The 14,674-nt window shown below is 48.4% G+C and carries 13 protein-coding genes; 9 read left to right on the forward strand and 4 right to left on the reverse strand.

All coding sequences use genetic code 11. The features are described 5' to 3' along the window. From OGV94_RS14255 to OGV94_RS14295, 9 genes are read left to right on the forward strand one after another with little or no spacing between them, the layout of a single operon-like run. Entirely contained in the window at nucleotides 1-558 is a 558-nt protein-coding gene (locus OGV94_RS14255; protein WP_043017286.1) for a polysaccharide biosynthesis/export family protein, read from the forward strand. A 2-nt stretch (nucleotides 559-560) separates the two neighbouring features. Continuing rightward, entirely contained in the window at nucleotides 561-2,690 is a 2,130-nt protein-coding gene (locus OGV94_RS14260) for a GumC family protein (RefSeq protein WP_181634375.1), read from the forward strand. After that, a complete protein-coding gene (locus OGV94_RS14265) occupies nucleotides 2,687-3,898 on the forward strand; it encodes a lipopolysaccharide biosynthesis protein (RefSeq protein ID WP_075145756.1) in 1,212 nt (403 codons plus the stop codon). Before OGV94_RS14260 ends, OGV94_RS14265 begins: the two co-directional genes overlap by 4 nt. Further along, nucleotides 3,895-5,265, forward strand: coding sequence for a hypothetical protein (locus OGV94_RS14270; protein WP_047409313.1), 1,371 nt, complete (start codon nucleotides 3,895-3,897; stop codon nucleotides 5,263-5,265). Before OGV94_RS14265 ends, OGV94_RS14270 begins: the two co-directional genes overlap by 4 nt. 4 nt (nucleotides 5,266-5,269) lie before the next feature. Beyond that, nucleotides 5,270-6,259: a glycosyltransferase family 2 protein gene (locus OGV94_RS14275; RefSeq protein WP_043017282.1), complete on the forward strand. Its 990-nt coding sequence runs from the start codon at nucleotides 5,270-5,272 to the stop codon at nucleotides 6,257-6,259. Nucleotides 6,260-6,273: 14 nt separating this feature from the next. Continuing rightward, the gene (locus OGV94_RS14280) at nucleotides 6,274-7,485 is read left to right on the forward strand and encodes a glycosyltransferase family 4 protein (RefSeq protein WP_080626199.1); all 1,212 of its coding nucleotides are present in this window, start codon (nucleotides 6,274-6,276) and stop codon (nucleotides 7,483-7,485) included. A gap of 1 nt (nucleotide 7,486) precedes the next feature. Further along, nucleotides 7,487-8,599: a glycosyltransferase family 4 protein gene (locus OGV94_RS14285; RefSeq protein ID WP_087050855.1), complete on the forward strand. Its 1,113-nt coding sequence runs from the start codon at nucleotides 7,487-7,489 to the stop codon at nucleotides 8,597-8,599. A gap of 2 nt (nucleotides 8,600-8,601) precedes the next feature. Continuing rightward, on the forward strand, nucleotides 8,602-9,009 hold the full coding sequence (locus OGV94_RS14290; protein ID WP_043017279.1) for a hypothetical protein: 408 nt from the start codon (nucleotides 8,602-8,604) through the stop codon (nucleotides 9,007-9,009). A gap of 31 nt (nucleotides 9,010-9,040) precedes the next feature. Beyond that, nucleotides 9,041-10,432 carry a DUF4832 domain-containing protein gene (locus OGV94_RS14295; RefSeq protein ID WP_181231146.1) on the forward strand — a complete coding sequence of 464 codons (1,392 nt, stop codon included), beginning with the start codon at nucleotides 9,041-9,043 and terminating at the stop codon, nucleotides 10,430-10,432. 46 nt (nucleotides 10,433-10,478) lie between these two features. Here the strand turns inward: OGV94_RS14295 and galE are convergent, their stop codons facing one another. The 4 genes from galE to OGV94_RS14315 form a co-directional block, all read right to left on the reverse strand. Further along, nucleotides 10,479-11,495, reverse strand: coding sequence for a UDP-glucose 4-epimerase GalE (galE, locus tag OGV94_RS14300; RefSeq protein WP_181231147.1), 1,017 nt, complete (start codon nucleotides 11,493-11,495; stop codon nucleotides 10,479-10,481). 62 nt (nucleotides 11,496-11,557) lie between these two features. Continuing rightward, nucleotides 11,558-12,496, reverse strand: a complete 939-nt coding sequence (locus OGV94_RS14305) for a glucosamine inositolphosphorylceramide transferase family protein (RefSeq protein WP_043017276.1) — start codon at nucleotides 12,494-12,496, stop codon at nucleotides 11,558-11,560. Nucleotides 12,497-12,703: 207 nt separating this feature from the next. Next, a complete protein-coding gene (locus OGV94_RS14310; protein WP_016154107.1) occupies nucleotides 12,704-13,339 on the reverse strand; it encodes a carbonic anhydrase in 636 nt (211 codons plus the stop codon). Between the two features lie 154 nt (nucleotides 13,340-13,493). Next, a complete protein-coding gene (locus tag OGV94_RS14315; RefSeq protein WP_181231148.1) occupies nucleotides 13,494-14,666 on the reverse strand; it encodes a MalY/PatB family protein in 1,173 nt (390 codons plus the stop codon). Nucleotides 14,667-14,674: the final 8 nt, after the last annotated feature.

The following is a 14,674-nucleotide window of genomic DNA, read 5'->3' on the forward strand; positions in this document are numbered from 1 at the left end:
ATGAAAATAATAGAACTGTGCGCGGTTTTGCTATTCAGTATCCTGATGGTCGGATGCACAACGTCCAGCCCGAGATTAATGGACGATCCTGCTACTGTTCAGCAGGATTACCGACTTGGGGCAGGGGATACTGTCAATATCGCTGTTCATGGTCAACCCGATATGACGATGCGATTTATTTTGGATAAGAGTGGGGAGATCAATTTCCCGTTTGTTGGCGCTCTTAAATTAAAAGATAAAACTGTCGATCAAGTGACCAACGAATTAACTCAACGCCTGACCGGAGATTATTTTACAACTCCGATGGTGACGGTGAGTATTGCCGAGTTCCGTAAATATTATGTTTCTGGCGAGGTGAAAAGTCCGAATGGATTCGCCTGGGAGCCAGGACTTACCGTCGAGAAATCTATTGCGCAGGCGGGCGGATTTACAGATCGTGCTGACCGAAAAGATATCAACATTCGTCTGTCAGGTAGCAATCAGCTGCTGGAGAATGTTGATTTAACGCACTCTGTTCATCCTGGGGATGTCGTGATTATTGGCATGGGGTTCTTCTGACGATGAAACTATCAATAGTGGAAAACGGCAAAAAACGAGAAAGCACGGTCGAATTCTCCCGCTTTGCCAAAGAGCTGAAAAAGAACGCCTGGAAAATCGCGCTGGCCGGTATTATAGCCGGGGTTGTGGCTTATCCGTTAATCAGCATGATGTCCTCAAAGTATGTTTCAACGGCGACGGTGCTGATCAAAGCGCAGGCCGATAACGTTTCTCCGTTTCCACAGGTTGATGGGTTCGATTCAACGCGCAGTGGTTACTACGAAACGCAATATGCGTTGATGCATTCGCGGATTGTGCTTGAGCAAGCCGTGCGCGATATGAAGCTGGATGAAAACCCGGAGTTTACCGGGGAAAAAGCCGGTGCTCAGGGGGCCGATAGCAGTGAAGGTCGGCAGCTGAGAATGGAGCAAGCGCTGAAAACGTTATCGAAAAACCTGAATGTCATCGGTATTCGCACGACGAATCTGGCTTCCATTACCTATGAATCAACTTCGCCTCAGGTTGCGGCTGATATTGCCAACGGCGTCGCGCAGGCTTTCATCAACTATACGGTGGAACAAAAGCGTCTGAAAGCAGAGAAAGCCCGCGAACTGAATTATGAAAAAATGGAAGAGATTCAGAAGTCGATAGCCAGGCAAAAAGAAGAGATAGACAGCTATCTGAAAAACGCCGGGCTGCTGACCTTCCGCGGTATTGATGGTTTTGAAACCGAACAGTTAAGTATCGTGACCAATCGCCTGGCCGATGCGACCCAGCGTCGTGTTGCGGCTGAATCCGTCTATAACGAGGTGAACGGGGGAGGGAAGTCCGTTGAGAGCGTTATCTCACTGCCTTCAGTCTCTAACCACGCTCAGATCCAGGATTTGCGCATTGCGTTGATTCAGGCGCAGCGTACCTTGTCTGAACTACGCAAAGTGTATGGGCCAAAAAACCCCGCTATTTTAAAAGCCGAGGCCGATGTTCAGTCGATCCAAAGCCAGACCGGACGGGTGTTGGGAGAGCTGAAAGTCGGTTTGCGCCAGCAATATCTGGCGGCGCTGGCGGATGAAAAGAACTATCAGCAGCAGGTGGCGCAGCAGAAAGAGGTCTTCCAGAAAATGGCGTCTAAGCGGGATGCTTATAACAGCCAAAAACTATCGTTAGATAAAATGGAAGACCTGTATAAATCGCTTTATCAGCGTACTCAGGAGCTATCGCTGTCCGGCGTGAGTGCCGATGCGGTGTTATACGACCCTGCCGTACCCGCGCTAAAACCGGCGAAACCGAATAAATCACTGCTGTTGGTGATGGTGGTCATGCTGGTGGTCGTGTTCAGCATCATGTATTTCATTGTCAAAGCGGCGATGGATAACTCAATCGCAACCCTGAGTCGCATGAAAAAACGGCTCAATGTTGCTCCGCTGGGTGAAATCCGTCGTTTTAGCGGAACTTCTGGGCGCGCGCAGGTGCGGGACATGATCATGAAGAACCCGCTAAATGCCGATATTGTGCACGGTATCCGTACCCGGATTATGCTGGATAATCGACCATTACAGACGCTCGCCGTGGCGTCGACGGAGCATGGCGATGGGCGTTCTTTGTTAGCGAATCTGTTAGCGAACTCCTTTAGCTTCGACCAGAAAACGCTGCTTATTGATGCGGATTTCTTTAACACTGGCGGGCTCTCTTCAGAGCTGGCATCAGCCACATCCGCAGGCGTAGCGGAACTGCTGCGCGGGGAGACTGAGCTTGAACAGGCGCGGATCACGCTCAGTGATAATCTCGACTTTATCCCGCACGGCAAGAGCAGCATCTCTTCTTTACTGATGCTGTCGTCGGAGCACGTTGAACCCTTAATGCGCGAGCTGAAATCGCATTATCAGCGCATCATTATTGATGTTGCTGCTGTGAATCAGAGTCAGGATGTTCAACTGATCAAACGTGCCGTCGATGGGGTTGTTTTCATTGTGAAAGCCGGGGCCGGATCGGCGGGACAAATCGCCAACGCGCTGGATAAGATCGAGGAAAATAACGGTGTTGTGATTGGCGCGGTGCTCAATGCAGTTGAAGAAAAAGATCTTGAGACGCAAGAAGGTCTGCGTTCACTCAACTTCAGTACCGATCAACTGATGACGACGCCAGGCCGCGTATGAGTCTACTGAAGAGCGCTTCCACGATAGCCGGTTCATCAGTCATCTCGCAGTTGATTGGTGCGCTGTCTATCTGGTTGATTTCACACAAGTACGATATGGCTGAAGTGGGGCTTTATGCGCTCAACTACAGCATCGCCGTGGTGGGCGCTCAGGTATGTACCTTTGCATCGCAGCTTTTAATTCCAAAACAGCACGACGACGAACTGGTACAAAACGTTGTATTTTGCCTGCTCCAAAGCACGATCATTGCCTTACCGTACGCTGTGCTCACCGCGTGGCTGTTTCATCAGAACATCTTGTTCCTCTATCTGCTGACGCTGGCAACGGCATGGGTTTTAATCTCGGAAAACCTGTCGCTACGCACGGCCAATTTTCGTTTTCTGATTTTCCAGCGCATTTCTGTCTCGGTGGTGGTATTACTTTCGGTTCTGGCTACGCATCATGTGCAACTGTTTTATTGGTCATGGGCCTGTGCAACGATGGCGCTGACCATTAGCTGTATTTTGCACTCGTTTGATATTCGGGCGGTGGCGGCCCGACATCTGCGACCCGCCAGTAATTGGCATTTTTTCAAACAGAATATTCATCACATTACCAAAGTGGGCAGTGCGGAAGTGCTGGCGATGGCCAGCAGCAATTTGCCGGTTATGCTGATTAACTTTTGGTTCTCGGCGCTGACGGCGGGTTATTTTTCCGTGGTTAGCCGCTTTTGCCTGGCGCCGGTGGTGATCATTGGCAACGCGGTGCGCAATACTATTTTTTCCAAGTGGTCTATCGATTTCAGAAATAACACCTTTAATTATCAGGAATATACCAGGGTGCGGATGCTGCTGTTGGTGCTGGGTGTCATCTGTACCCTTGGGGTGTTTATTTTCTATCCGATAGTGATGCGTCTGGGCTTTAGCGAAGACTGGATTAACTCCATTGAAACGTCGCGCTACATGTTGCCCTATTTGTTCCCGGCACTGGCGATAAGCCCTCTGACGGTGATTGAACTTATTTTTGGCTCCCACCGCTATTTTCTGCGCATCCAACTGGAACAGCTGGCGATCGTGTTATTCGCTTTTGTCGTCATCCCCTATTTTTATAAAGATTATGCCACGTCGGTTATCCTGTTTTCTTCACTGACATTTATTCGCTACGCCTTCATTTATCTGAAAATGAATAAGCGAGCCAATCTCCTGAAAGATAAGCCGGTGATACTATGACGCTGAATACCGGATACTATTTGCAGGTTTATACCTTTGTCACGCTAATCCTGTGTGGTCTGGTGCAATACTTTACCGGCATGCAGTCGGTGCTGTGGATCCCCTTTTTCCTGACCCTGTTGATGGTGGGATTATTGGTGATGCAGACGCGTGATAGCTCGCTGCAACTGGATGCGCAGGAGACGATTGTCCTGGCGTTGTATTTCTCGTTCCTGGTGCTGGCTGGAACATCGACGCTGATTCAGGGCGGGATCACCGTCGCGATTGTGGCATTTAAAAACGAAATTGCATTGTCGCTGGTGATGATCTGTTTGCTGCTGGGATTTTGCCGGGAATCGCAGATTTATCGGGCAACGCGCTATCTGTATTGGGTGTTTTACGCGCAGATCCCGGTAATGATTTATCAGGTTTTACTGGTCGTTCCCCAGCGCGTCGCGGTGCGTGGTGAAGATGAGAAATGGGACTCCGTGGTTGGCACGTTTGGCGGAGACCCCATGGGGGGCGGTAACACTGCCGCGATGGGCCTGTTTTGCCTGTTGATTATGTTGTTAAAAGTCTCTGAGTATAAGCATGGGCTGACCTCGTTTAAGTCAATGGCGTTGCACATTGTTCTGGGGATCGGGCTTTGTATCATTGGCGAAGTGAAGTTCGTCATTCTGCTTTCGCCTCTGTTTCTGGCGTGGGTGTGGATCTCACCGAGCTACGTCAAAGACGTTAGTAAGGTCAATCTGAAGACGCTGTTGGTTATTGTGGCAGGCATGTTACTGCTGATTAGCCTGTCGATCGTGATCCTCGCGTACTATTATTCTTCCGCGTTTGGCGGCGATCCCTCGAAAAGCTCGCTAAGCATTTTCATCGACTCCTTAAGCTATATTTTTGACCCGAACTACATTATGTCTACCGGGGAGTTAGGGCGCTTTACGACGTTTTTGTTCTGGTTAAAAAATAACGATCTGTGGGGGCTTTCAGGAACGTTATTTGGTTACGGGCTCAACGCCACTAACAGCGGGAGTACGGTGTCGCCGGGCTTTTTGAATATCATCTATAACTTAATTCTCGACTCGACTTCCCTGAGTATGCTGCTGTGGGAAGTTGGGGTGATCGGCACGTTACTCTTTATTAGCTTATTCATTTATATCCTGAAAGTTTGTCAGCCAAAGCCATTACTGACGCTTGAACAACTGGACCAGCAGGACCTCCAGTTATTGAGCTTTGCACCGGCGTTTAACGCTTTTGCTATCAGTTGCTTAATTAGCTTACCTTACAGCCAGATACTGATGATTACACCGATGTTACAATTCCTGTTCTATTTATCACTAGGATCAAGTTTAGTGATTCGTCGAACCGTCCTTCGCTGTGTAGGGTAATTGTATGGACCAAAAACCGTTTATTTCAGTGAGTATTAAAACACTCAATGAATCTGAATGTATTGAGAAAACGATCGACAGTATTCGCCGGCAGCTTGTTGATTATCCACATAAAATTATAGTGGCAGATAGTTTGTCAACGGATAACACCCAACAGCTCGCTATCGATAAAGGGGCGACCGTGGTGTCCTTAACTAACCCAGACGATCGCTGCTGCGGCGTCGGGCATCAGTTAGGTTATCTGTATAGTGAAGGGGAATATCTGCTACTGATGGATGGCGACATGGAGCTGGAAGAGGGCTTTGTGGATCAAGCCGTCGCATTTTTGCAGGCTGAGCCGGAATATGCAGGCGTCGCGGGAACCGTTGAAATGGACGATGCCGTTAACTATGAATTTAAATCGCGTAAGCAGCGTATTAATAAAATTTATCCGCTCGGGGATAGTGACCATTTAGGCGGTGGCGGGTTATATCGTCGATCTGCAATTGAAAAAATTGGTTATCTTACCAACCGTAATTTGCACGCTTATGAAGAAGCCGAACTGGGCCTGCGTTTGCTCGATGCGGGTTATAAACTGCGTCGTCTGAATATTCCGTATTTTATTCATACTTCCCATACTATGCCGACCTTTCAGATGCTCAAGCACCGCTGGAAAAGCGGATACTATCAGGCTCCGGGCGAGCTTTTACGTTGTGCCTGGGGAAAACCTTATTTCGGCAAAGCGTTAAAAATGGTCAGGAACGAGGCGATTTTTTCTGTTTATTTGATTGCTTTGTTCATTGCGGCGGTGACCTTCAATCTCGAACTTTTCGACATTGCATTTTTGCCGTTGCTTGCGTTTATTGTCCTGAAAACCGTGCAGAATCGATCGTTATTGAACGGATTGCAGAGCGTAATGAACCTGGCCGTGCTTTCTGCCGGACTGGTTAAAGGCTTGACTAAACCAGTACGCGATCCGTTGACTCCGCCTGACAGTAAAATCATTCATGAATAACTAAGGCTGGCGCAATGAAAGTTTTATTAGTGAATAAGTTTTTTTTCATTAAAGGCGGCGCGGAAACGGTTTATTTTCAAGAGCGCGATATGCTGAAACAGGCTGGTGTGCAGGTTATTGATTTCTCGATGCAGCATGAGAAAAATTTCCCTTCAGACTATGCGGATTATTTCGTCAGCAATGTGGACTATCACAAAGAAAGCAATCTGCTGGGTGGGCTCAAAACGGCGGTTAACTTTATTCATAATTCGCAGGCCTGCAAAAAGATGCTGGCGCTACTACAAAAAGAGCGTCCGGATATCGTCCACTTTCATAACATTTACCATCAGTTAACGCCGGCGTTGATTAAAGTTGCCCGCAATTTTGGCTGCAAAACGGTGCTGACCGCGCATGACTATAAGATAGTCTGTCCCGCCTATTCCATGCTGCGCGACGGCAAGGTGTGTGATTCCTGTATCACCGGAACGGTTTTTAATGCTTTCAGGTATCGTTGCCAGGAAGGGTCTGCCTCAAAAAGTCTTCTGCTCTCTTTGGAGGCGACCTGGCAGTATATTGCGCAAAATTACCAGGCTCTGGATGTGATCGTTTCGCCAAGCGTCTTTTTACGTGGGGTTTTACTGCGTACGCTGCCGAATTCGCGTATTGATGTCATCGTCAATGGCGTTGATGACAGCCGTCCCCTGGATGAGGTAAGCGACGAGGGTTATATGCTGTACTTCGGTCGCCTGAGCCGTGAAAAAGGTGTGGCAACGCTGTTGGCGGCGCATGAGAAAATGCAGAACAAAGCGCCGCTGAAAATTGTGGGTCACGGTCCGCTGCACGATGAGTTAGCCGCCAAATACCCGGACGTTGAGTTTTTAGGTTATGTGCAACAAGGGGAAGCCCTCGACAACCTTATTAAACATGCGCGGGCGGTGATCCTGCCTTCAGAATGCTATGAAAACTGTTCAATGGCGATATTAGAGGCGATGTCCTTAGGCAAGCCGGTTATCGGGTCGCGCATTGGCGGCATCCCCGAACAAATTCGTGACGGTATCGAAGGGATTTTATTCGAACCGGGCAATGCGCAGGAGTTAGCTAATGCGATGGATGCCCTGGCCGACTCGCCAGAGAAAGCGCGGGTCATGGGCTTACTTGGTCGTGCGCGGTTGAGTGAAAAATATGCGCTGAGTAAACATATGGATACCCTCCAGGCGCTCTATAAAGAACTGCTGAGCAGGCCATAGTATGAGTAAAAAAATAACGGTTTTTGGTACGCGTGGTATTCCCGATGTATTGGGCGGTGTGGAGACACACTGTCAGAATCTATATCCTGCCATTAAGCAGCAGTTCGACGTGGATATTTGCGTGATTGCTCGCTCGCCATATGTAAATTATAAACGATCGGTATATAAGAAAGTCGAAACCTACGCGCTGTGGGCGCCCAAAAAGCGCTCGCTGGAAGCGATTGTCCATTCCGTTTTAGCGGCGTTTAGGACAAGTATCGACCATTCGGATATTGTGCATGTCCATGCTATTGGACCAGGCCTTGTGATCCCATTATTACGCGTGTTAGGGAAGAAGGTGGTTTTTACCCACCATGGGCCCGATTACGATCGGCAGAAATGGGGTTTCGTTGCCAAAAAAATATTGCTACTCGGTGAGCGTTGGGCGGTGAGATATGCCAACGAAGTGATTGTGATTTCTGACGTTATTAATCAACTGATCCAGAAAAAACACGGTCGCTATGATGCACATTTAATTCACAATGGCGTAAACGAGCCGCGATTGTTATCTGATCTGACCATCGACAATACGCTCTCCCGTTTTGGGCTGCAGCCGAAAAACTACCTCGTGGTGGTTGGGCGATTTGTGGAAGAAAAAGGGATGCATGATGCCATCGCCGCCTATCAGCGCAGCGGTTTGACCATGCCGTTAGTGTTAATTGGCGATGCGGATCATCCGACCGAATACAGCGTGCGCCTCAAAAAGCTTGCCGCGGACACGCCAGGCGTCGTGATGACCGGTTTCTTACGGGGTGATGAGCTGCAGGCGGTATTTTCGCAGGCCAGGCTGTTTGTGATGCCTTCATACCATGAAGGATTGCCCATTGCGCTACTGGAAGCGATGTCATTCTCTCTTCCTGCCGTCGTCAGTGATATTCCGGCTAATCTTGAAGTTCAACTGCCCGCCGAGGCCTATTTTAAGGTGGGGGATGTGGCCAGTCTGGCCGAGAAATTAACCCAGTGGGCGACAACCAATAGCGTGGACTATCGTGTATATTTACAAAACTACAATTGGCATGAAATCGCCAAAAAGACGGTTAACGTCTATCACTCCATTGATAAAGATATAGGTTAATTTTGACCAGTCCTCAAAATCGTCCTCCCGTCATCGAACGATTTTATTCTCATCTTGATGAGTCGATTGTTGAGGGGTTGACCCCTGAACAAAAGGAAGGGGTGGAAAATGCTATCCTGGCATCGACGCTGGCTTCGCGGCATCAGATCGATATTCGCCGAAGCTTTCCTTTTTTCAGTAAGCGTTATTATCTGGTTTTTTTGTTTGGCAGAGATTTACGCCGCCAGCACCGCCAGGAATCGACCCTGTCGAGAATGTTGCTCACTTTTTTGCTGCTGATTGCCGTGTTGTTCGTCACCTGCTGCGTATTGCTGACGCTGTATATGATCAAATCCGCGTTAGGTATTGATGTGTTCCAAAATTTTCATGTAGGTATCTGGGACTGGTGGTTAAGCCTGAAAGACCGCTAGCGTTAACAAACCTGTGGAGGGCGTCACTGCGATGAAGTGTAAATGGGTTTCTGCGCTGTTGTTGATGTCCTTTCCGTTGACGGGCATTTCCGCATTAACGACCGTTACCCCCAAAGCATTGACTGGCCCGCTGACCAATCCAGGGATTGGCGTGGCAAGTTTTCATCAGGGATACGGTGAAACGCTGGGGCTGGCTGATTATCCCAACACCGGGTTTGAGTACGAGCGGTTTTACTGGCGAGACCTGGAGCCCATTGAAGGTCAGTACAATTTTGCGCTGGTGGATGATGCCTTCAAATACGCGGCGGCGCATCGTCCCGCGATGAACGTTGGACTGCGGTTTATGGCGCTAGCTGACCCGGGGGATGGTACAAAAATTCCCGACTGGCTGATTAAAAAAGGCGTGAAAGGCACCTGGACGCCTGATAACAAAACATTTATTCCAGATTTAGACGACCCTCTGTTTATTGAGTACAGCCAGCGTCTGCTGAACGCATTCGGAAAACGCTACGACGGCAATGAGAATCTTGCGTTTGTGGATATCGGCATGGTGGGGGCATGGGGTGAATGGCATAACAGCAATTTCTCTAATCTGCAGCCACTGCTGGAACGGTACACCACCGCGCAGTTGGACCGCTACGTCGCAATGCATTTTTCTGCCTTCCCTTCGACGCCGAAAATTATGTTAATGAGCGGTGGGCAAAGCCTGGCGAATGCGGTGGCGCGCGGTGCGGGATGGCGGGCGGACTGCTGGGGCGATCTGCGCGTATTTTCAAACACCTGGAACCATATGGCTGATGATTATCCGCAGCGAATATTGGCCGCGCAGCAGAGTTATTCAGGGTTTAATGACGCCTGGAAACGTGCGCCGGTTAGTCTGGAAATCTGTTCATATATGCAGGACTGGAAGAATACCTTCCACTATACGCGCGCCGAAGTGCAGGGCATTTTTGACTGGGCGATCAAGCAGCACGCCAGCACTATTAACCTGAAATCGAGGGCGATTCCCAGCGATTATCGACCGATTGTTGACGATGCGCTGAGTAAACTAGGCTATCGGTTTCGCTTAGCGTCTCTAAGCCATGAATCCGTGTGGGACGGCGGACAAACGCTGACATTAAACAGCACGTGGTATAACGAAGGTATCGCCCCGATTTATCTGCCCTACACGCTGGCATTTCGTGTGGTGGATAACGCTAATAAAGTGGTGGCGCAGGGGAATGCGGCGGATGATATACGACGTTGGCTCCCGGGTGTTTATCAGGTCAGCTATGCCTTGCCCATGCCGGGAGGACTGGCGAAAGGGCAATACGCGATTGAGGTCGCGATGCTGGATAAATCCGGTGCGCCGAGAATTAACTTCGCCAACCAGGGTAAGCAGAGCAGCGGCTGGTATCGCGTATCAACGATAACGGCACGCTAACCCAGCACGGCAACGCGCCTGGCGGTCAGGCGCGTTGCCGCATACATCAGATGTGATACCCATTCGGGTTATTTTTTTGCCAGTTCCACGTGTCACGCATCATTTCATCAAGGTTATAGATGGCCTTCCACCCTAACTCTTTGTATGCCAGTGACGGGTCAGACCAACATTCGGCAATGTCGCCAGGTCTTCTGTCGACAAACTGATAGCTTATTTTTGTCTGCGCCGCTTTTTCAAACGCCTCAATCAGATTAATTACGGAATAACCGACTCCGGTACCGAGATTAATCACCTTGTAGGCAGCGCCTTTGTTCTGGCAATCCAGTGCGGCTAAATGGCCGGTCGCTAAATCCATTACGTGGATATAATCACGCACGCCGGTGCCGTCGGGAGTGGGATAATCATTACCGTACACCGACACGGTTTCCAGCTTACCAATCGCGACCTGGGAGATGTATGGAACCAGGTTATTAGGGATACCGTTAGGATCTTCACCAATCCGACCCGATGGATGGGCGCCGACCGGGTTGAAATAGCGCAGGCAGGTAATGCGGAAATCAGGTTGCGCGCGTGAGAAGTCGGCCAGAATTTGTTCGACCATTAATTTAGAGGTGCCGTACGGATTGGTGGTTCCGCCCGTACGCGATTGCTCGCTCAGCGGTACGCTTTCCGGATTGCCATATACCGTAGCTGATGAGCTAAAAATGAATCGATTAACGCCTGCGGCCAGCATCTCATCCAGTAAAACCAGCGTACCGGTGACGTTGTTTTCATAGTAGGCGAGGGGGTCTTTTATCGACTCTGAAACCGATTTTAGCCCGGCAAAATGAATGACATCGGTGATGTTATGGTTGGCGAAAATATTTTTCAATGCCTGTCTGTCGAGAACATCGGCGATATAGACAATGGGTTCTCTTCCGGTGAGCTCCGCGACCCTGTCCAGCGAGATTCGGCTCGCATTCGCCAGATTATCGATGACTACGACATCATCGCCTCTTTCCAGTAGCGTTAACACAGTATGTGAACCAATATAACCTGCACCACCAGTGACAAGAATTGCCATACAGACTCCAGAAAAATGCTATCAAAATGGGCATTAATTCACGTCACTGCCCTGGAAGAAGGTTATGGGTGACGCCTGGTAAGATAATAGTTACGATACCTCACCATACACTTGTAAGATATTTTTTTAAGTATAGATAAAAAGCTGAATTTGTTTATTTTTGTATCATAAGCAATAAAGTTACTTGAGAAATTCAGCGTGTGAACACCGTCACTGTGGTTGATCGACGAGTTGATTTGTTCGATCAGATTCTCATCAAAATTAGCGTTATTCAGGGTGACTAATTCCTTGATGTAGATAGATTTTCCATAGGTTTCAGGCGTGCATTCCTGGGTGAGGAAATACATTTTGTTATCGACAAGATAAGGAGCGCCCGCTCCACGGTGATGAGGGTTGCTCACTTTCAAGGCAGGAGTAATTCGCTGCCACTGTCCGTAAAGATGCTCTGCTGAATGAATAATTATTTTATTATCCATGGTGGTGGACATCAGATAGCAGGTCTCATTCATTGAAAGAAAAATGTTATCGGTTACTTCGGTATCAGAGATTAGAACTTTAATTTGCTTCCAGCGAGCTGGAAATTCTACCGACTGAAACAGTATTACTTCTTTTCTTTCTGATGACTCAGGAATCATGAAGAGCTGATCGTTGATATTAATCAGGAAAGGAAATGACAAATGACACATCAGGTCGTCAAAACCTTCGAGCTTCACATCATCAATTTCAGTCAGTTCACGATCAAGAATGCGGCATCGGAGCGTGCCTTTCGAGTTGCGAAAGCTAAAAGCTTCATAAAAAACATAGAGTTTGTCGTCTTTTTCAATAAGAAAAGGATCGGCCTGAAACGTATATTTCTTTTTTAACTGCTGTGCGGCTGATTTACTTAATATTTCCAGCGTATTATTTGGGAATAAGTGTGTGCCGTGATCCTTAATAATCATGATATCCCACGACTCATGATAGAATAACATATTTATTATTCTTTTTATTTTTGCTTGCATTCGTACCGGCTCCTTTTATCGCCTGCACCATGTATGAACGGCCGTTTGCGACTCAGTGCATGAGACCTGCCGCAATGTTATATTAATGTGCGAAAACCGATGTGGGAACACCAGTGGCTATTTTAAAGCTAGTCGCAAGTGTGTTTTTTGTCTATAGCACAAAAGTAGGTAAAAGCTATCCAGAGCATCCTTGCTCCAGTGGATGATTTACTCGAAATGCACCTGCGGGTTATCTGCAAGAGAAACGTAGGTTTTGCTGTTTTTATCCAGTGTACGGATTTCACCGCTTTCGATGTCATAAACCCATCCGTGCAGACGAAGCGCGTTGTTTCGCAAGCCAACCGCGACACAAGGATGCGTTTTAATGTTGTTGAGCTGTGCGATAACGTTCTCTTCCACCATGGCGTTAACTTTATCGATTGGGTTATCCCAGGTTTTCTTCTCGACTACGGCTTTCGCGGCATCGGCATAGTGCAGCCAGTGAGCGACAGCAGGCATCGGATCCAGAGGCTGGCTATCGGCAATGGCTTTCATCGCGCCGCAGTTGGAGTGCCCGCAGATGACGATATCCGTCACGCCAAGTGCCACTACCGCGTATTCAATAGTCGCGGAAACGCCGCCTGGTTCCGGTCCAAAAGACGGTACGATATTCCCGGCGTTACGGATAACGAAAAGCTGTCCGGGCTCTTGCTGAGTAACGAGTTCTGGCACCAGACGACTATCGGAACAGGAGATGAAAAGCGCTTTAGGATTCTGGCTGGACGCCAGGCTGCGAAAGAGTTCCTTACGTTGAGGGAAAATCTCTTTTTGGAAGTTGAGGAAGCCCTCAATGATATGTTGCATAGCAGTGTCTCTTTTCTCTGTTTAAGCAGGTTATGATGAAGATCACACTTTCCAGTTTAACACCAGCCGACGGAAGGGAAAGAGTTTATAGCAGTTCTGCAACATCTTTGGATAATTTTGCCCCACCGTAGTGGGGCGAATAGTTTGCTGTGCGTTATGCTCTTTGCCGTTTTTGGTACGCCGCTTTAAGCCGGTTCATCGCTTCTACCAGTACCGGGCGCGGGCACCCAACGTTGAGTCTCATGTGACCCTCGCCGCCGGGGCCATATTGCGCGCCGGGCGACAGACCAAGCTTTGCTTCATGCACAAAAAAAGCGTTTAGCTGTTCATCGCTAAGATTCATCTCTTGTGCGTTCAGAAACAGAAGATACGATGCGCCGCCATACACAATTGAGATTAAAGGGCAGTGCTGTTCAAGTTCACTTTTAACAAATGCCACATTGTCGGCCAGGTAGGCTAATAATTTCTGGTGCCAGTCGCCGCAATGGGTAAAGGCGCTGTAAATGGCTGCCTGCTGTAAGGAATGCGTCTCGGCAAGGTAGCAGTTATCCAGGAAACCATAAAACTGATGGCGTAATTCATCATTTTTAATAATGGCTATTCCGCCCTGGATCGCAGCGGTATTGAAGGTCTTGCTGATAGAGGTCAGCACGATTGATTGGCTGCCTGCCGCTTCGTCGAGAGTAAAAAACGGCAGATGGCGCTTGCCGGGCAGCGTTAAATCACTGTGCACTTCATCAGACAGAATAATGACGCCAGCAAGCTTGCAATAGTGACTGACTTTTTCCAGCGTTTCTCGCGACCACACCATACCGCCCGGATTATGCGGCGAAGGGAAAAGAAACATTTTGCACTGCTTGAGCTTCTCGCTGAAATCATGCCAGTCAAATTCGTAATGACCGTCTTTTTCAATGAGGCGCGTTTGAATCAAATTCCTGCCGCTGGTTTTTACCAGATTAGGATAGGGGTCATATATTGGCGTACAGGTTAAAATATTATCGCCCGGACGGGTAAGCGCCATTAAAGAGAGTACGATAGTTTTTATGACACCGGGAATAAAATGTAACCAGTGCGCCTTGATGTCAGTATCATACTGTTGTTTATACCAATCGATAACGGACTCTTTCCATTGTGGATAATCCATGTTATAGCCTTGTACCGGCTGTGACACCACCGAACGCAACGTGCTCATGATTGGCTCTGGCGTTACAAAATCCATATCTGCAATCCACAGCGGTAATACATCGGTGGTACCGTACATCTGTTGTAATTGTCCGTATTTACGGCAATTCACATCCCTTGTGACAATATCATCAAACAAAGACATTGCTGACT

The organism is Citrobacter sp. Ce006 (assembly GCF_030336535.1).
Classification (GTDB): Bacteria; Pseudomonadota; Gammaproteobacteria; order Enterobacterales; family Enterobacteriaceae; genus Citrobacter; species Citrobacter europaeus.